Origin of the sequence: Bacillus coreaensis (assembly GCF_050586445.1) — a bacterium.
Lineage (GTDB): Bacteria > Bacillota > Bacilli > Bacillales > Cytobacillaceae > Robertmurraya_A > Robertmurraya_A coreaensis.
This window is the reverse complement of sequence record NZ_JBOCCY010000002.1, coordinates 183,399-202,570: the sequence shown is the minus strand read 5'-3', so window position 1 is coordinate 202,570 and position 19,172 is coordinate 183,399. Positions and strand designations below refer to the sequence as shown.

The following is a 19,172-nucleotide window of genomic DNA, read 5'->3' as shown; positions in this document are numbered from 1 at the left end:
AGTTTGAACTTAGGAACACCCTTTTATCTTTATAAAATATGCTTGTCTATCAACTGAACTAATTCAGCTATTTCAGGTTTACTAACTTGTGCATTTGCACCAACCATTTGTCCTTTATGACGAAGGTCATCGGTAATTAAAGAAGAGAAAATAATAACCGGTAATTTTGCCGTTTGATTATTTTCTTTTATTCTTCTTGTAAAATGATGTCCATCCATCTGAGGCATTTCAATATCCGTGATAACAAGCTGAACTTCATCTGTTATGTTTTTCCCTTGAGAAGTGATGGCTTCTAAATATTGAAGCGCATCTTTTCCATTTTCAAAAAACTCAATATTGGTAAACCCTGCTTCATTTAGCGTGTCATGAAGAAGCTTTCTTAATAAAGGTGAATCCTCTGCAACCACCAATTTCTTCGTGGATCTTTCTCTTTGGCCAAGCTTCTTAACTTGCTGAACATTAATCCCTGTTTCTGGGTTGATCTCAACTACAATCTTTTCAAAATCAAGTAGCAAGATCATCTCACCATGAAGCTTTACAACTCCAATAATTTGACTCTCAGGTCCTTGATACATTTCTGAAGGCTTTTCAATTTGGTCCCATGAAATCCGGTGAATTTGTGTAACAGTATGAACGTGAAAGACAATCTTTTGTTTGTTAAATTCTGCAACAATAAATTTATCCTGTTCAGGGGATTGTGAAGGAGGAAACCCTAATGCATTAGCCACATTCACAACTGGTAATACTTCCCCTCTTAACTCAATGATTCCCTCTACATGCGGATGGGAATGAGGTACCTGAGTAACTTGAACGGGATTTATTATTTCCTTCACTTTTATAACATTAATACCAAATTTATTTTTTCCAATACTAAATTCAACGATCTCTAGTTCATTTGTTCCACTTTCTAACAAAATTCCTTTTTTATTTTCCATTAACGGTTCGACCCCTTTTGGCTAGCAAATATCTGTGTTAGCATACAAATACTATACCACGAAACGGTCTAATTAACAGTTAACTTTCACATAAAATATGTTACTTTTCTACCATCTTTAGACAACTAGTAGACTATGAAAGTAACACTTCTATTTGATTTTTATGATGATAGTCATGCTGAATGAAATCTACAATATATTCACGTATCGTTAGTTGATGATCACCAATAGAAAATGAAGTAAAACAATTTTTCCAATACTTACATAATACCCATTAGTAGCTATTTTTAATATGAAAATTAAGAGGATATTTTCACTCTCAAACCTTCACATGATAAAATAAACGAATAGGAGAGTGATCAATTGGAACATTTGGTTAATTCAAAAGTAAAAAACATTGAAATATCAGGAATTCGTAAGTTTTTTAATATGGTTGCTGGCACAAAGGATATGATTTCATTAACTCTTGGCCAACCAGACTTCCCTACACCAGAGCATGTAAAAGAAGCAGGAAAAAAAGCCATTGATGAAAATTTTACTACATATACTCATAATGCTGGATACATTGAACTACGAATAGCAGCTGCTCAATTTGTTCAAACGAAATACGGTTTATCTTACAATCCAAACGATGAAATTATTATCACTTCAGGAGCTAGCGAAGCGATAGATATTACGTTTCGTACTATTTTAGAAGAAGGTGTGGAGGTTATATTACCTGGACCTGTATATCCTGGTTATGAGCCAATTATAAAATTATGCGGTGCAGAGCCCGTATATGCGGATACAAGAGATAACAACTTCCGAATGACTGCTGAAATTATTAGCAACTACATAACGGATAAAACTCGTTGTATCGTCTTACCCTATCCGTCCAACCCTACTGGTGTGAGTTTAACAAAGGAAGAATTAAGCGATATTGCCGAATTGCTGAAAGACAAAGAAATATTTGTATTAGCTGACGAAATATACAGTGAATTAGTATTTGACCATAAGCATTTCTCAATTGGTACGATTCTAAAAGAAAAAACGATTGTCATCAATGGTCTTTCTAAATCACATTCGATGACTGGTTGGAGAATTGGAATGATTTTTGCTCCTAGTTCTATAACTGAACATATCTTGAAGGTTCATCAATATAATGTCTCTTGCGCTTCTTCCGTTTCACAAATGGCTGCCTTAGAAGCACTTACTGCAGGCATAAATGATGCAATTGATATGAGACAAGCCTATTTGGAACGAAGAGAATATGTATATGAGAGATTAACCACCATGAATCTGTCAGTTGTGAAACCAGATGGAGCCTTTTATTTCTTTGTAAAGCTACCAGAACCGTTTACCAATTCGTTTGACTTTGCCCTACAATTAGTCCAAGAACGAGGAGTTGCTGTCGTACCTGGAAGTGCATTTTCTCCGCTTGGTGAAGGATATATACGCATCTCGTTTGCTTATTCCATGGAAGTACTTGCTGAGGCATTAGATAGGCTGGAGGCATTTTTAAAAGATCATCAGTCATAAAAGTGAAACCCAAGCTCTTCTTCGAGCTTGGGTTTCATTTATTTCCAATATTTATATAGAGCCTGTGTACCACTATTTTCTTCACCTTGTTCCGCCAATTGCTCGTATATTGATTTGGCAAGTGATAATCCAGGAGTCATCATTCCCATTTGTTCTGCCTCATCTAAAGCAATGGTCATATCTTTAATAAAGTGTTTGATATAAAAACCTGGAGAAAAATCCCCTCCAATAATCCTTGGCGCAAGATTCGAAAGAGACCAGCTCCCCGCTGCTCCCGATGAAATACTTTTAAGTACTGTTGTCGGGTCAAGCCCTGCCTTTTCCGCGTATACAACCGCCTCACAAACACCAAGCATATTAGATGCAATGGCAATCTGATTACACATTTTGGTATGCTGACCAGCTCCAGCACTTCCTTGATACACAATATTACTTCCTAACACCTGAAAAATAGGTTGTAATGCATCAAAAACCTTTTGATCTCCACCAACCATTATGGAAAGCTTGCCCTCTCTCGCTCCAATATCTCCACCTGAAACGGGAGCGTCTACAGAATAGATTCCCTTTTTCTTAGACTCATTATATATTTTTTTTGCCAATGTAGGTGTGGAGGTCGTCATATCTATTAAGAATGAACCTGGTCTTGCCGTATGTATAATTCCTTTTTCTCCGAGATATATTTGTTCAACATCAGATGGATATCCAACCATTGTTATGATAATATCAGCCATATCAGTAATAGCCTCTGGAGATTCAAACCAAGCTACACCTTCATCTAAAATATCTTGTGCTTTTTCTTTTGTACGAGTATAAGCAACGACCTTATAGCCTGCTTTTACTAGATTTCTCGCCATACTTTTCCCCATGACACCTAAACCAACAAATCCGATTGTGCTATTTGCCTTCAGTTCCATACTCACTTCTCCCCGCTAGAAATAAGTAGTATTTTATCACTTATTTCCAATTTGTTCAAAGAAATGACTATAGCTGAGATTGAAAGTTCTGAACATAGCCTGAAACAATCATATCATTTTCATTAAAAATCTGTACCTTGACCGCTTTTTCTTGCTGAATCATCTCTTCTAATACGAATGTATGTAAATCAATCTGTAGAGGAATGGGATCCATTGACAGATATATTTCCTCTTGATTTCCTACATGGAGTAGCTTTCCATCATGAACATATTGCTCTCCATAATAAATTTCAGCTGTTCCTAACGCTTTTGCTAATTGTTTATTTTCGATTAAGACTTTTACTTTGTACATATCTTCTTCAGAAAATAATCGTTCATCAAATTTAAACCGAAACTGAAGTTCATTATTTTTTGTAAGTAATACATCTGCATATTGATTAATAAACGATTGTTTTTGGCTTCCTTCACATCCTACTAGAATAAGTGAACAACACAATACGAAAATGGCTTTCTTCATGATCGTCCTCCTTTATCACTTACCTTAGCCTAGAAATGCAAAGTATAAACGGTCAATTAGAAAAGTTTACAATTCATTGAGATTTGACTACACAACTCGATTCATTTTAAAATCAGGGAAAAGAAGGGGGAAATATTATGTATTTTAAAGAACTCTATGTGTTTAACTCCTCAAAACCAACAAAAGCGATTATTCGAACTTATACAAAAGACGATTTTCAAGAATTAATACGGATTCAACAAGAAGCATTTCCTCCTCCCTTTCCTTCTGAGCTTTGGTGGAAAGAAGAACAGTTAAACAATCATGTCGAACTATTCCCTGAGGGAGCATTATGTGTAGAAGTGGACGGTGTTATTTGCGGTTCGATCACAGGATTAATTACTAACTTTGATAAAAACCATCCAAGTCATACTTGGGAGGAAGCAACTGACAATGGCTACATTACTAATCATGCGGCAAATGGTAATTCCTTGTACATAGTCGATATTTGTATTTCACCCGCTTATCGAAAACTAGGATTAGGAAAATGGCTGATGCAGTCCATGTATGAAACAGTGGTTCAACTTAAGCTTGAGCGATTATTAGGAGGAGGGCGTATGCCAGGATATCATAAGCATGCGGATCAACTTTCGGTAGAAGAGTATGTTGAGAAGTTGATACTAGGAGAATTACAAGACCCTGTTATCACCTTTTTATTAAGATGCGGAAGAACACCTGTCGTAGCTGTAAAGAATTATTTAGAGGATGAACATTCGTTAAATTACGGACTTCTGATGGAATGGAAAAATCCTTTCTTAACAAAAAGACCCAACTGATTAAAATCAGTTGGGTTTCTCTTTTATCGTTGAGTTGCTTTCGCTACTGCCTCTAACACTTCTTCCGTCGTGCTCATTTGAAGCACTTCTGAAGCCAATGCTTCCATATCCGCTTTTGATAAGTTACGGATTTGAGAACGTGCTTTTAGGATAGAAGTTGCACTCATAGAGAACTCATCTAAGCCTAAGCCGAGAAGAACAGGGATCGCTTGCTCGTCGCCAGCCATTTCTCCACACATTCCTGCCCACTTGCCTTCTTTGTGTGCAGCGTCAATAACCATTTTTACTAAACGTAAAATAGCTGGATTGTATGGCTGATACAAGTAAGATACTCTTTCGTTCATACGGTCTGCAGCCATTGTGTATTGGATTAAGTCATTTGTTCCAATACTGAAGAAATCAACTTCCTTAGCAAATTGATCAGCAATTACAGCAGTAGAAGGAATTTCTACCATGATTCCTAGTTCAATTTTCTCAGAAACAGCTACTCCTTCAGCTTGAAGCTTTTGACGTTCCTCTTCAAGAATTGCTTTTCCTTCACGGAATTCAGCTAGTGTTGCAATCATTGGGAACATAATTTTTAAGTTTCCATATACACTTGCACGAAGAAGTGCACGAAGTTGTGTACGGAACATATCTTGCTCTTCAAGACATAAACGGATCGCACGGAATCCTAAGAAAGGATTCATTTCCTTCGGTAAGTTTAAGTAAGGAAGTTCTTTGTCTCCACCAATGTCTAATGTACGAACAACTACTGGCTTTCCATCCATTCCTTCTAGAACAGCTTTGTATGATTCAAACTGCTCCTCTTCTGTAGGAAGTTGGTCACGACCCATGTAAAGGAATTCAGTACGGTAAAGACCTACACCTTCGCCACCATTGTTAATAACACCTTTTAAATCCTTTGGTGTTCCGATATTTGCAGCAAGCTCCACATGATGACCATCGGATGTTACCGTTTGCTCGTTAACAAGCTTTGCCCACTCAGCTTTTTGTGCTTCAAAAGCAGCGTGCTCGGACTTGAAACGTTCAACTTCTTCAGCAGTTGGATTAATATAGACTTGTCCATTTAATCCATCAACAATCACAAGATCGCCGTTTTGAATTTCTTCAGTTGCTGTCTTTGTACCTACAACTGCTGGAATTTCCATTGAGCGAGCCATAATCGCAGAGTGAGATGTTCTTCCACCGATGTCAGTTGTAAAGCCTTTCACAAATTGACGATTTAGCTGAGCTGTATCTGATGGTGTAAGATCTTCAGCAACGATAATTACTTCTTCTGAAATCATACTAGGGTTAACGATTTGTACACCTAATAAATGAGAAAGAACGCGTTTTGTTACATCGCGAATATCAGCAGCTCTTTCCTTCATGTATTCATTGTCCATTGACTCAAACATCGCCACAAACATATCAGCTGTTTCTTTTAAAGCAAATTCAGCATTTACTTTATCGGTTTTAACTTTATCTTCGATTGGAGAAACAAGCTCTGGATCACTTAGTACGAGCAAGTGCGCTTCAAAAATAGCTGCTTTATCAGCACCTAATTCTACTTTTGCCTTGTCCCTAATACCTTCTAGTTCAACCTTTGATTGATTTAATGCCGCACGGAAACGATCGATTTCAACTGTTTCGTTATCGATTGACTTTTTTGTAAAGGTTAAATCAGGTTCTACCAAACGGTATGCTTTTGCGATTGCTATTCCACTAGATGCAGCAATTCCATTTAAAAAGTTCATTTTTATGCTAAACCTTCTTTTTTCAAAGTTTCTTCAAGACTAGCTAGAGCTTCTTGCTCATCTCCACCTACTGCAGAAATAGTAATGTCAGCTCCTTGTCCAACTCCTAGAGACATAACACCCATGATTGACTTAAGGTTTACTTTTTTCCCCTTGTACTCAAGGTTAATATCAGAATCGAACTTGCTAGCTGCTTGTACTAGTAATGTTGCAGGACGAGCGTGAATTCCTGTTTCAGCTATAATTTTAAATTGTTTTTCTGCCATGGTTAATCAAACTCCTTTTTCCTATACATATATTTGATAAGATGTTTCTCGTTAATTGCCTAATTCCTTCACTTTACCTATTCATTCAGACATTGAAAAATATATAGCATACTTTAGTATTTTTTCCACTGTCCTTTTTATTCATTAAATATAGCTAACGCCGACTAAAGTTCTTAGGGTTATCAGACAATCGACATCTCAAAAAAAAGAATAGCATTTCCTTAGCTTGTATACAATGAAAAAGCCACAAATGTAGAGGAATTTTCACAGTTTTTTTATTTAACCGCTTACATTTTTACTCATGATAATTAAATTTTCCAACATGAGTTAGAATGGTAAATATTATCCAATAAAGTAAACTTTTGATTAAAACAATGAAAATAAAATACTTGTAATCAATAAATGGAAAATGTATGATTTTAGTAATAGTAAATTTGTTACATTTTCTCACAAGGTGATATGCATGATTTATAAAAGACAAGAGGCCTTTCGATTTCAATTTCAACAGCCTATTCATGGGACATTTAAGATTGTAAGCATAAATGGAATGCAAGGGGATGTTAAATCCGCTCTTGCTTATATAGTAGATATTAGCCCCAATGGGATAAAATTCAGATCACCAATTAACTTACCCATTGAACAAAATGATTTTTTGCTTGAGATATCATTTTTATTAGCTGACCGCTTAATTCGCGTTCTAGGAAAGCCAAAATGGAAAAAGACCGAAGGCAAAATGTGTGTATACGGATTTACTGGTTTAGACGACAAGGAAACAAAAAAAGAAATCGTCAATGTTCTTAAAATATATGCAAAAATGATTCATCACGAATCAAAAATTTAGACTCGAAAGCTACCAACTATTAGGTAGCTTTTTACTTACTCATTCGTATATCATCTTTTTCGTCATTCCTCCATCAATGGTTATATTTGTACCAGTCATGAAATCATTATTCGGGTCACATAAGAATAAACACCCGCGTGCTATGTCACTTGACTTACCCACCCTTTTGGAAAAATGCTGTGAATGGTCGATCTCACGCAGATCTTCATAATGATTCGTTTCAATCCAACCTGGACTTATACAATTAACTCTCACTTTTTTTTCAGATAATGTAGCAGCTAATGCATGAGTTAATGCTATAATCCCACCTTTTGATGCTGCATATGCTTCCGAATGCGGTTCGGACATAAAGGCTCTAGTCGAGGAAATATTAATGATTGATCCACCTACTTCAATCACCTTGGCTACCTCCCTCGAACAGAGAAAAACACCCTTTAAATTGGTATTAAGTACTCGATCCCACTCATCCACGGTCATTTCGTAGAAATTTGAAAAAGAGGAAATACCAGCATTATTAATCAGAATGTCGACTCGACCGAATTTTTCCATTACATAGGTAACTAAAGAAATAACTGATTGCTCGTTTGAAACATCGGTTGCAAAAAAACTTATCCTCTCATTGTTATATTTCTTTTCTGCTTTCTTCCCATTCTCAGCATCATTATCAGCAATAACTACCTTCGCTCCAGCTTCATAAAAAGCATGAACAATTCCAGCACCAATCCCGCTGGCACCTCCTGTAATTATTACGGTTTTTTCACTGTACATATTTCTCTCCTCCCCTAGCTTCTAGGCTCCTGTAAATACTTATAAATCACATCTCCGCTTCTTTGAGCAATTCCTCTAAAATGTTTAAAATCCTCCAGAGCAACAACTATAGCCCTTACATCAAGGAATACTTCTCTATGTACATACCACTCATTTATTTGTCCACTTCTTAATTTTTCGATCATTTCTAAAATCAGGTCTCTTTCCATTAGTAATCCCTCCCTCTAGAGCTATTATATAAGAAAAATAAACGGTTTCAAAATCGACTATTTATTCTCTTAAAAACTATTACTATAATAAATAATTATTAAAATTTACAAAAAATTCTTTACGTACAGGAGAAAGTAGTGCAAAATGTTTATAATATCGTCATCTGGAAAGAAAAGGAGAGAGCGACATTGAAAAGAGCTGAAGTGGGGAACGTGATTGAATTTAGAGATGGGTTACAAGGAATTGTTGAAAAAGTAAACGAAAATTCAGTAATTGTTGACCTTACCTATATGGACAATTATCGAGATCTAGAATTAGACCAAAGAACTGTTGTAAATCATAAAAACTATAAAGTTATTAAAGAATCTTCATTTTAAAAACGAACTATTGGAAGCGCATTCTATATGTTTAGTAGTGTGATTTTGTCTCAAAAATGAAAATAGGTTATAATATGGGGAAACCTCTTATTTATGAGGTTTCTTCTTTTTTATATAATAAATGCAAGACCATTCTTTAGAGAGGAGTCATCATATGTTTCAGAAACAAATGGATGTAAAAATGATTTTCGGTATATTACTTGCTCACGTATTATTATTTTTTACTTTTCAAGAGAAAAGTGTATTTTGGTACATATTCACAGCTTCGATGCTGTTTTTAATTACTTATTCCATTCTCCAAGAGGAAATGGATGATCAACAACCGTTTAGAATTTATATTACATTTGGTGTCATTTCGGGAGTAAGTTTGTTTGGCTTATTTTACCTAGGTAATATCTTATTAAATATGGTTGATCTTCCGTTAAAAGGGTCGGTCGCAAAGCTGTACAAACAAATGTCCCCTACTCAAATATGGCAGTACATCGTCTTATTTCTTATCATAATTCCAGGTGAAGAGATCTTTTGGAGAGGATTTATTTTAAAACGACTTCTTGGACGGATAAAAATCCTACCCAGTATTTTGTTATCAACATTATTATATACTTCTGTCAACATATACTCGGGGTCAAGTCACCTGATTCTCGCTTCGATTGTTGCCGGACTAGTTTGGTCAAGCCTCTATGTTTGGAAGAAGAGCATTCCTTTACTAATTGTTTCACACCTCGTATTTGATTTATTTTTGTTAGTCTTATTCCCTTTAGGTTAGTTTAGCTTGTAACCTTTTTAAACCATCTCCGTCTATTATGATGAGACTCTCAATAGACAACTAGGAGGAAATGTAATTGAAATTTATTAATATGTATATAACAATTGGCATACTTGCTGCGGTGTTAACAGCCTGTGGAACTGGAGAAACAAGCTTAGAGGAAGCAAAAAATGGGACATCCTCCGAACAGGGTAACATAGAACCAGAGGAAGAACCTATTCAAGAGGAGAATAATGAAGAAACCGATCCATCAGATACAATGATTCGCCTTCTTGAAAACAAATTAACCTTTACATTAAATGGAGAAACAAAAGAAGAAACAGCATTTTTAAAACATAGTGATAATCAAGGATATTCAATGTATGTTCTTCCAGAGTATGAACTAACAGCAGAGGAACCAAATAAAGATGTAGTCATGCTCTCAAACGATGGTGAAATTTTTATGAGGGTCGAACTCTTACCAGAGGATGTTGACTGGGATGCTACTGAACAGACTGCGATCGACCAATTGCAGGCTGTATCTGCTGAAGTAAATGAGGTCACACCACCGAAACTTGAATTTTTTGCAAATAGTAAAGTGTATGAAGCTAAGATAAACGGGGAAGTTATTACTTCTTACCTAGTAAACAACAATGAAGGGGTAATCAAACTAACATCGTTTACAAAAGAGTCTGCTGATCATCGTGACTCATTTATCAAAATGGCAGAAACCATTGTTAACGAAACCCATTAAGACTCAGGGATTTTCCCCCGAGTCTTATTTTTTTACGGAATCTAGCGGCTTCATCCACAATAGAACAATAAAGATGATCGTTACGTAACCAAATATAGGGTATAGGTAAGAAAGCAATGTTCCATAATTTACAAAACTACCTAAATAGGAAATGATAAAAATAATGCATACCCAAGCAATCCTAGGTAGTTTTAAGTAATTATTGAGTTGCTTCTCAAGACCATACACATTACCAATAACGGATGTAAAAATCTCTCCATATATAATAAGTACATAAATCCAATAGAAACCATAAGCCAGATTTTTCATAATTGCAGCCATTGGAATCTCATATATTTCTAAATTAGGGAGCATGATTAATGTCGCATGACTAGAAAGAAGAATAACCGTTAACGCAGCACCTCCGATAATCCCCCCCCACTTTACCGTATCTTCATCTTCTATTTCTGCTGCAACAGGAACAAGCACCGCTTGGGCGAGCCCAATATTAAAAGCCGTATAGGAAAACGGGTTAACAACAGACTTCCAGCCATCGTCTGCCGGAGGAATTAACAAGAGCTGTTCAAGAAACTTAGGTTGCTGAATCGTAACCATAAATAACAGAAAACTAAAACATATCATCATAGGAACCACAAAAGTGTTAACGGCAAATAAACCTTTTGTTCCAACAATCATGACGATAAATGAAAGGGCAATCGTGAGCATAATTCCTAAACTTCTTGAAAGACCAAGCTGCTCCTGAAAAACGGCACCGGCACCGCTTAACATAACAGCACTAACTCCAAGTAACATGAATAACATTAAAATATTTATAGCCCCTCCTAAATAAGGGCCGAACAAGAATGTATTTAACTCCTGATACGATTTTGCTCGTAATCTTGCAGCAAGTCGCATCAGCTTAGAGCCTAAAAATATAAAAATATAACCACTCATTAAAATCCCAATTAGTCCGATAAAACCAAATCGGGAGAAAAACTCTACGATTTCCTTTCCTGTGGCAAACCCAGCACCTACCACAGTTCCTACGTAAACTGCAGCGAGCTGAAACGCTGCCCCCCATTTCTTTTTCACTCCATCTCCCCCTTCCATTTATTTATATGAACAGAAGGACAAACAATGACGAGCTTTTTCAGGAAGATAAGAATAGCAGACACCTTTGGAACAAACTTACAAAAAAAAAACAGATCAAAATACTTGAAAGTCAAAAAAGGTCAAAGTATAATCGAATTACAAAAGGTCAAAGTTAGTCAAAGTCAAAAATATATAAATAGGAGGAAAAATGAATGCTTTGTCAAACATGTCAAAAAACAGAAGCTACTATAGCTGTAAGAATGACTATTAATGGGAATGAAAATCAACTACATCTTTGTCAAAGTTGCTTCCAGAAGGAGCGCGAAAAGATGTTATCGACTTTTGGACCAAACCTATCTGGTTTTCAATCTTTTTCCCCTTTCGAATCATTCTTTCAACCTATGAATATGAAGCAACAAAGCAAACAACAAAGAAATATGGAGACTTCTCAGGAAAGTAGTGAAAATAAAGGTTTTATTGATCAATATGGACGAAACTTAACTACATTGGCACAAGCTGGTTTAATTGATCCAGTGATTGGACGTGACGAAGAGGTTAACCGTGTCATTGAAATATTAAATAGAAGAAATAAAAATAATCCTGTCTTAATCGGTGAACCTGGTGTTGGTAAAACAGCCATCGCCGAGCATCTAGCAGTTAAGATTGCTGAAGGAAGTGTTCCAAACAAGCTTAAAAAAAGCCAAGTCTATCTTTTGGATGTGGCTTCTTTAGTATCGAACACAGGTATTCGTGGCCAGTTTGAAGAAAGAATGAAAGAAATAATGCTTGAGCTTCAGCAAAAGAAAAATATTATTCTATTTATCGACGAAATTCACCAGTTAGTTGGTGCCGGGAGTGCAGAAGGATCGATGGATGCAGGGAATATTTTAAAGCCAGCATTAGCACGTGGAGAACTTCAACTTATTGGTGCAACAACTTTAAAAGAATACAAAAAAATTGAGAAAGACGCCGCCCTTGAGAGACGCTTCCAACCCGTTCAAGTACTAGAACCAACGATCTCTGAAGCGATTGAAATTCTTAAAGGACTGAAAAGTAAATACGAGGATTATCATGAGGTTGTATTTACAGACGAGGCGATCGAAGCATGTGTGAATTTATCACATCGATATATCCAAGATCGTTTTCTTCCAGATAAAGCGATTGATTTACTCGATGAAGCTGGTTCAAAACTGAATTTAACCGCTAATTATTCTAATACGGAAGGCATCGAAAATCGCTTGAAGGAAATCGCAAAAGAAAAAGAAGAAGCTCTAAAGGTAGAAAAGTATGAGCTCGCAGCCAAGCTACGTGAAGAAGAAAAAGAACTTGAACAGAAGCTTTCTCATGGGGAACTTGATCAACGACCACTTGTAAAAGTGGAGCATATCCATCAATTAATTGAAAAGAAAACAAGAATTCCTGTGGGTAAACTTGAGCAATCAGAACAAGAAAAGCTACAAAACCTTGAAAGCCATTTATCAAATAAGGTAATAGGACAGCAGGAAGCTGTGAAAAAATTAGTTAAAGCCATTCGCCGAAGTCGAGCTGGTTTAAAAGCAAAAGGACGCCCTATTGGATCCTTCCTATTCGTTGGTCCAACCGGTGTCGGGAAAACAGAACTTTCCAAGTCATTAGCTGAAGAACTATTTGGTTCAAAAAACTCTATGATTCGCTTAGATATGAGTGAATATATGGAAAAGCATAGTGTTTCTAAATTGATTGGTTCTCCTCCTGGTTATGTTGGACACGAGGAATCAGGACAGTTAACGGAACAAGTAAGACGTAACCCTTATTGTATTATTTTGTTAGATGAGATTGAAAAAGCTCATCCAGACGTTCTAAATATGTTCCTTCAAATTCTAGAAGACGGTAGATTAACTGACAGTCAAGGAAGAACCGTCAGCTTTAAAGATACGGTCATTATTATGACTTCCAATGCAGGTGTAGGCCATAAGACGGTGAAGGTTGGCTTTGGAAACGATCATCATGAACATGAAAGCAATTTATTAGCCACATTAGGATCATACTTTAAGCCTGAGTTCCTCAATCGTTTTGATGCGATTATTGAGTTTTCATCATTACAAGAAGAAGATTTACTCCAAATTGTTGATATTATGATTAGTGACTTAAATATTATGCTTAAAGAGCAGCAGATGACAGTGACAGTGACGGAAGAAGTGAAAAGAAAGCTTGCTACATTAGGATACTCCCCTTCGTTTGGGGCACGTCCATTAAGAAGGGTGATTCAAGACCAGATTGAAGATCAAATTTCAGACTTCATTATAAACGATCCTGATTGTAAGGAATTAATCGCGGTTGTTGAGGACGACAAGATTATTATTAAGAAAGCATAGGAATAGAAAGAGCGAAGCCACCTTTTTTATCATTGGCTTCGCTCTTTTTCTTATAACTTTTGATCTTCGATTGAGTTTAACCAAGCCTCAATTTCGCCTACGACAGATTGTACGCATCCATCTTCAAACGGTGAAATTAAGTTTGCTGCTTTTACAAGCTCAGTAAAAGGCATGCTACCGCCTAAAGTACAAAGATGTAGATAATCGTTCCATGCTTTTTTATGATCCTCACCAGAACGCTTCCAGAATTGGAAAGCACAAATTTGTGCCAATGTGTAATCAATATAATAAAACGGAGTCGTGTATATATGACCTTGACGCTGCCAGAATCCGCCACCCTCTAAATACTCATTTCCGTCGTAATCTTTGTGAGGCATGTATTTCTTTTCAATCTCACGCCAAGCTTTCTTTCTCTCCTTTGGTGTAGCGGTAGGATTTTCATACACCCAATGCTGAAATTCGTCCACACTTACGCCATATGGAAGGAATAAAAGGGCGGAACTTAAATGAGCAAACTTATATTTATCCGTGTCTTCCTTAAAAAATAGCTCCATCCATGGCCAAGTGAAAAATTCCATACTCATCGAATGTATTTCCGCTGCTTCATAAGTAGGCCAATTGTATTCTGGAATTTCAAAGTGACTGCTTGAATACACCTGGAATGCGTGCCCTGCCTCATGTGTTAATACATCGATATCACCTGACGTACCATTAAAATTTGAAAAGATAAAAGGTGACTTGTAGTTTTCAATATATGTACAATATCCGCCACCAGCTTTCCCTTTCTTTGCCACTAAGTCCATTAAATGATTCTCTACCATATAATGAAAGAACTCGCCTGTTTCCTTTGAAAGTTCATCATACATCTTTTGTCCATTTTGAATAATCCACTCAGGATCACCCTTCGGTACCGCATTCCCTGATTTAAACTTGAAGTTTTCATCATAATACTTAAGAGTGTCAACATCAATTCTTTGTCTTTGACGTTCTTTTAGTTTTGTAGCAATCGGTACAATATAATCTTCCACTTGTTTTCTAAACCCAGCGACCATTTCCGCGTTATAGTCCGTACGATACATACGGTAATAAGCTAGTTCAACGAAGTTCTTATAGCCAAGTTTTTGAGAAATCTCTGTACGAACCTTGACCAATTCGTCATATATACGATCTAACTCACCTTCGTTTTCTGAGAAATAATTAAAACGCGCTTCACTTGCCTTTTTTCTCATATCTCGGTCTTTTGACTCTGTAAACGGTTCCATTTGAGCCAATGTACGTTCTTCTCCCTCGAAAGGAATTTTCGCAGCAGCAAGGAGCTTTGTATATTCTGTGGTAAGTTTATTTTCTTGTTGAAGCAAAGGAATGATATCAGGAGAGAACACCTTTAACTGTGCTTCGGCTAAAGCAAAAAGCTGTTTTCCCCACTTTTCTTCTAGCTCGAGCTTAAAAGGTGAATTTACAAGCTCTTCGTAATATTTAGTAACTAACCCCTCAACACTTGGTTGAATTTCATCTATATAATCCTGTTCTGCCTTGTAAAACTCATCATTCGTATCAATCGAATGTCGAATATATACGAGGTTAAACATCGTGCCTAAATCATTACGTATTTGATTTATATCTTTCATCGCCTCATTTTGCTCATTTGCAGTGGCTGCATTTGAAAAAACCTCTAATGCATCTAAAAATTGTTTTTCAACAACCTCAAAATTAGGTCTCTCATATGTATACTGTTCGAATTGCAAAGTGAATCCCCCTTTGTTTAAAAATTTTGAAAAAAATACTCTTTTATTATAACTCAGGCAGCAGAGAAGAACAAAAAAAACAAGGCGTCCTAGCGGATACCTTGCATACTATTGTTTCTTATTTTCAATAGATAATCCCAATTTCTTTAGCAGTTCTGTTGCTTGATCTTTTTCATCAGCTGTAAGCTCTTTCATTAATTCATGTATTTTTTGTGCATGGTCTGGAAAAATATCCTCGATAAACGTCTTTCCTTGCTCTGTGATTTGAGCATACGTTACTCTCCGATCACTAGGACAAGCGACTCTAGCTAGCAATGCCTTTTGTTCCAGCTTGTCAACCACGTACGTAATACTTCCACTCGCAAGAAGGATCTTTTCTCCTATTTGCTGTAACGGCTGATCTCCTTTGTGGTATAAAAGTTCAAGAACAGCAAATTCTGTTGGATTTAGTCCATATGTTTGTATCAGTTTATTAACATTTTCATTGACTGAGCGATATGCTCTAGATAGCACAATAAAAAGTTTTAAAGATTGACTGATTTCAGCTTCCATTATTCTCATTCCTTTAAGATCCAATATACTTACTTTTTTGGTGACATATTTTTAATTAAGACTATTATAGAAAAACTAGCTTTGGTCTGTCAAATATTCATCTAATCCATAATTCCTATAAAAAGCTTACTTATATAGTGATATAATAAGCGAAGCTATGCAAAAAACAATATGTGCTTGGAGTAATTACATGAAAAGACACTTCCTAAACCTACTTTTATATAGCCTCATCGTAGTACTACCAACACTAGGTGGCAGTTATATATTTTCACAGATTGAAAAAGAAAGAAATCTTTTAGAGCAGGTTCAACATGCTGAATGGGTTGCTTCTATTCATAAATCACATTGGGATCAATTTATTAGTGAAACAGTCACTTCTATTCAAACTCTGTCTCTTACGTCAGAGATATACGTTAACAGCCCAGAAAAAATGGCACCATTACTACAAAAGGCGTTTCAGACAGATCCTAGATACAGTGGATTGTTTTTATTGAACGAAGAAGGCCGAATGATTGTCGGCTCTAACAAGCTACTAGACGATAATCTGTACAAAAACTCGTATATTCAGGAAGTTATTCGTACCAAGGATATTATTATATCTGCTCAGGTGAATACTTTAAAAAATAACCAAAAGGTGATTGGACTAGCTTCGCCTGTGTTGGATGAACAAAATCAACTAACATTTATCACTCTTGCACTGCTTCGAGTTGATCATGTTCAAAACATCATGAAAATCCTAACACCCGAGACACCTATAGTCATCCTCAATCAAGAAGATCAAGTGATCATTGATTTCGATTCTGAACACCTATACAAACAAGGTGGACATTGGGTATCAACACCGATGAATCAGCTACCTTGGACGATTAAAGTACAGGTAGCTGAAGAGGCGGCACGAACAAATATCTCTCATATAGTAGGAACGATTACTTTGTTCTTTATTTTGACGCATATCCTGTTTCTGTTAGTTAAATATATTTTACTAAAGAGACAATCAATTAAGGAAAGAAAGCAAAATGAGGCTCAAAAACTCGAGCTGGTTGGAACATTAGCTGCTGGGACGGCACATGAAATACGAAATCCATTAACTGGCATTAACGGCCTTGTCCAATTACTAAGTGAAAAACATAAAGATAAAGAAGATCAATTTTATTTTTCGGTTATCAATAATGAGATTAAGCGAATTAATCAAATTGTGAGCGAGTTTCTGATTCTCGGAAAACCGACAGCCATGAAAAACGAGCCAATTGATTTAAAAATGATCATCCAAGAGCTACAACCACTTATTTCTTCTGAAGCAAACTTATACAATGTGATATGCCATTATACATTTCCTGAAGAACCGGTTATCGTTCTATGTACAAAGGATCAAATGAAACAAGTCATTTTAAATATTACAAGAAATGCATTTGAATCCATGTCTACAGGTGGCACACTTGACATCCGTATTTCGAAAGAAAGGGAAAAATGTGTCCTTACGATATCTGATACTGGAGTTGGGATTGGAAAAGAAGAACTTGAGAAGATTTTCCACCCCTTTTATACGTCAAAAGCCTCAGGTACTGGCTTAGGACTTGTTATTTGTAAAAGAATCGTCCAATCGTTTCATGGTGAAATTCAGATTTCAAGTATCGAAAACAAAGGTACAACTGTTGCAGTATCCTTTCCACTAATAAAAAAATAGAGAGCTTGTCTCTCTATTTTTTTATGGAAACTATATACTTTGCCTTACGAAATAAACCATTTCATAATGATTGGAAATTTAGTAAGATATCTTTATACCATTCTTCAACAATTAAAGGAGATCTTTTTATTATGGCACAAACTGCTACTGTTCAAGAATATAAAAAACCAGACAGTGCAACAACGTATAAAATCTTATTCATTATCGCATTATGTCACCTGTTAAACGATTCCATTCAGTCGGTTGTCCCCGCCATGTTCCCTATACTTGAACAATCCATGGGACTAAGCTTTACTCAACTAGGCATCATTGGATTTTCTCTAAATATCGTATCCTCTATCATGCAACCCTTTGTTGGAATCATTACAGACCGTAAGCCCATGCCATTTGCTTTACCCATTGGCCTAACGTTCACACTAATCGGAGTTCTGGGTCTCGCCTTTGCCCCTAGTTTCCTACTGATTGTTATTTCGGTGGTCTTTATTGGATTAGGATCCGCTGTATTCCATCCGGAAGGTTCAAGAGTTGCCTATATGGCCGCTGGACCTAGAAGAGGGCTTGCACAGTCCATTTATCAAGTTGGTGGAAATTCCGGGCAAGCACTCGCTCCATTAATTACTGCACTCATACTCGTTCCTTTTGGCCAAAGAGGCGCTGGCTGGTTTACCATTGTCGCAGCAGTTGCCGTCGGACTGCTTGTTTATATTGCTTTTTGGTATGCTAACAAACTCAAAATAGATAGTCGGAAACCGAAACAAAAGCAGACTTTAGCTCCTCCATCATTTTCATTTCAACGTCAAATTCGCTTCTATTTGCTTGTAATCTTGTTCTTAATCTTCGCTCGTTCATGGTATATTTCAGGAATCACTAATTACTACGCATTTTATGCGATTGACAAGTACAGCTTTTCCATACAGCAAGCTCAACTTTATTTATTTGTTTTTCTCGTTTCAGGAGCTTTAGGTACATTTTTCGGTGGACCTTTAGCTGACAGGTTTGGGAAAAAATCCATCATCTTGCTATCCATGATTGGTTCTGCTCCAATCACCATTTTGCTTCCCTTTGCACCTCATTATTTCGCGGTGGTTTTACTTGGGATAGCGGGCTTCATACTCATGTCTAGTTTCTCTGTAACCGTTGTTTATGCCCAAGAACTGGTTCCGGGTAAGATAGGGACTATGGCAGGATTGACTGTAGGATTAGCTTTTGGAATGGGTGCTTTAGGATCTGTGTTTTTAGGGATATTAGCAGATACGATTGGATTGCCCTTAACGATTATTTCAACCGGTTTTCTTCCATTACTAGGGTTTCTAACACTGCTCCTTCCTTCAGACAAACAAATCGCAGATATATACAAATAAAAACGG

Annotated in this window: 19 protein-coding genes; 9 read left to right on the top strand and 10 right to left on the bottom strand. The window is 36.5% G+C overall.

Features of this window, described 5'->3' with window-relative positions; translation table 11 throughout:
- Positions 1-29: 29 nt before the first annotated feature.
- Positions 30-935: a chemotaxis protein gene (locus ACQ5H4_RS04185; RefSeq protein WP_430773747.1), complete on the bottom strand. Its 906-nt coding sequence runs from the start codon at positions 933-935 to the stop codon at positions 30-32.
- A gap of 363 nt (positions 936-1,298) precedes the next feature.
- On the opposite strand from ACQ5H4_RS04185, the gene ACQ5H4_RS04180 reads away from it, so the two are divergent.
- A complete protein-coding gene (locus ACQ5H4_RS04180) occupies positions 1,299-2,453 on the top strand; it encodes an aminotransferase A (protein ID WP_430773746.1) in 1,155 nt (384 codons plus the stop codon).
- Positions 2,454-2,491: 38 nt separating this feature from the next.
- Here the strand turns inward: ACQ5H4_RS04180 and ACQ5H4_RS04175 are convergent, their stop codons facing one another.
- Entirely contained in the window at positions 2,492-3,367 is an 876-nt protein-coding gene (locus ACQ5H4_RS04175) for an NAD(P)-dependent oxidoreductase (protein ID WP_430773745.1), read from the bottom strand.
- A 67-nt stretch (positions 3,368-3,434) separates the two neighbouring features.
- A complete protein-coding gene (locus ACQ5H4_RS04170) occupies positions 3,435-3,884 on the bottom strand; it encodes a hypothetical protein (RefSeq protein ID WP_430773744.1) in 450 nt (149 codons plus the stop codon).
- A gap of 137 nt (positions 3,885-4,021) precedes the next feature.
- Between ACQ5H4_RS04170 and ACQ5H4_RS04165 the strand changes: the two genes are divergently transcribed.
- Entirely contained in the window at positions 4,022-4,699 is a 678-nt protein-coding gene (locus tag ACQ5H4_RS04165; RefSeq protein WP_430773743.1) for a GNAT family N-acetyltransferase, read from the top strand.
- Between the two features lie 23 nt (positions 4,700-4,722).
- Here the strand turns inward: ACQ5H4_RS04165 and ptsP are convergent, their stop codons facing one another.
- The gene (gene ptsP / locus ACQ5H4_RS04160) at positions 4,723-6,438 is read right to left on the bottom strand and encodes a phosphoenolpyruvate--protein phosphotransferase (protein ID WP_430773742.1); all 1,716 of its coding nucleotides are present in this window, start codon (positions 6,436-6,438) and stop codon (positions 4,723-4,725) included.
- Between the two features lie 2 nt (positions 6,439-6,440).
- Positions 6,441-6,704, bottom strand: a complete 264-nt coding sequence (locus tag ACQ5H4_RS04155; RefSeq protein ID WP_066058111.1) for a phosphocarrier protein HPr — start codon at positions 6,702-6,704, stop codon at positions 6,441-6,443.
- A 463-nt stretch (positions 6,705-7,167) separates the two neighbouring features.
- Here ACQ5H4_RS04155 and ACQ5H4_RS04150 point away from each other — a divergent pair, with 463 nt between their 5' ends.
- Positions 7,168-7,545, top strand: a complete 378-nt coding sequence (locus tag ACQ5H4_RS04150; RefSeq protein WP_430773741.1) for a PilZ domain-containing protein — start codon at positions 7,168-7,170, stop codon at positions 7,543-7,545.
- 39 nt (positions 7,546-7,584) lie between these two features.
- On the opposite strand, the gene ACQ5H4_RS04145 is transcribed toward ACQ5H4_RS04150, so the two are convergent.
- Entirely contained in the window at positions 7,585-8,313 is a 729-nt protein-coding gene (locus ACQ5H4_RS04145) for a glucose 1-dehydrogenase (RefSeq protein ID WP_430773740.1), read from the bottom strand.
- 14 nt (positions 8,314-8,327) lie between these two features.
- Positions 8,328-8,522 carry a hypothetical protein gene (locus ACQ5H4_RS04140; RefSeq protein WP_430773739.1) on the bottom strand — a complete coding sequence of 65 codons (195 nt, stop codon included), beginning with the start codon at positions 8,520-8,522 and terminating at the stop codon, positions 8,328-8,330.
- Positions 8,523-8,711: 189 nt separating this feature from the next.
- Here ACQ5H4_RS04140 and ACQ5H4_RS04135 point away from each other — a divergent pair, with 189 nt between their 5' ends.
- The 3 genes from ACQ5H4_RS04135 to ACQ5H4_RS04125 all read left to right on the top strand — a co-directional run bounded on the left by ACQ5H4_RS04135 (position 8,712) and on the right by ACQ5H4_RS04125 (position 10,399).
- Positions 8,712-8,900 (top strand): YkvS family protein, encoded by a 189-nt coding sequence (locus ACQ5H4_RS04135; protein ID WP_066058257.1) that lies wholly within the window; start codon positions 8,712-8,714, stop codon positions 8,898-8,900.
- Between the two features lie 154 nt (positions 8,901-9,054).
- On the top strand, positions 9,055-9,666 hold the full coding sequence (locus ACQ5H4_RS04130) for a CPBP family intramembrane glutamic endopeptidase (protein WP_430773738.1): 612 nt from the start codon (positions 9,055-9,057) through the stop codon (positions 9,664-9,666).
- Between the two features lie 76 nt (positions 9,667-9,742).
- On the top strand, positions 9,743-10,399 hold the full coding sequence (locus tag ACQ5H4_RS04125) for a hypothetical protein (protein WP_430773737.1): 657 nt from the start codon (positions 9,743-9,745) through the stop codon (positions 10,397-10,399).
- A gap of 24 nt (positions 10,400-10,423) precedes the next feature.
- Here the strand turns inward: ACQ5H4_RS04125 and ACQ5H4_RS04120 are convergent, their stop codons facing one another.
- The gene (locus ACQ5H4_RS04120) at positions 10,424-11,470 is read right to left on the bottom strand and encodes a YkvI family membrane protein (RefSeq protein ID WP_430773736.1); all 1,047 of its coding nucleotides are present in this window, start codon (positions 11,468-11,470) and stop codon (positions 10,424-10,426) included.
- Between the two features lie 212 nt (positions 11,471-11,682).
- Between ACQ5H4_RS04120 and ACQ5H4_RS04115 the strand changes: the two genes are divergently transcribed.
- Positions 11,683-13,824: an ATP-dependent Clp protease ATP-binding subunit gene (locus ACQ5H4_RS04115; protein WP_430773735.1), complete on the top strand. Its 2,142-nt coding sequence runs from the start codon at positions 11,683-11,685 to the stop codon at positions 13,822-13,824.
- Positions 13,825-13,874: 50 nt separating this feature from the next.
- On the opposite strand, the gene ACQ5H4_RS04110 is transcribed toward ACQ5H4_RS04115, so the two are convergent.
- Both ACQ5H4_RS04110 and ACQ5H4_RS04105 read right to left on the bottom strand, forming a co-directional pair.
- Positions 13,875-15,569: a M3 family oligoendopeptidase gene (locus ACQ5H4_RS04110; protein WP_430773734.1), complete on the bottom strand. Its 1,695-nt coding sequence runs from the start codon at positions 15,567-15,569 to the stop codon at positions 13,875-13,877.
- 108 nt (positions 15,570-15,677) lie between these two features.
- Complete coding sequence (locus tag ACQ5H4_RS04105) at positions 15,678-16,130, bottom strand: MarR family winged helix-turn-helix transcriptional regulator (protein ID WP_430773733.1); 453 nt, start codon at positions 16,128-16,130, stop codon at positions 15,678-15,680.
- Positions 16,131-16,311: 181 nt separating this feature from the next.
- On the opposite strand from ACQ5H4_RS04105, the gene ACQ5H4_RS04100 reads away from it, so the two are divergent.
- Together ACQ5H4_RS04100 and ACQ5H4_RS04095 are read left to right on the top strand one after the other, a co-directional pair.
- Complete coding sequence (locus ACQ5H4_RS04100) at positions 16,312-17,805, top strand: ATP-binding protein (RefSeq protein WP_430773732.1); 1,494 nt, start codon at positions 16,312-16,314, stop codon at positions 17,803-17,805.
- Between the two features lie 131 nt (positions 17,806-17,936).
- Complete coding sequence (locus ACQ5H4_RS04095; protein ID WP_430773731.1) at positions 17,937-19,166, top strand: MFS transporter; 1,230 nt, start codon at positions 17,937-17,939, stop codon at positions 19,164-19,166.
- Positions 19,167-19,172 lie beyond the last annotated feature (6 nt).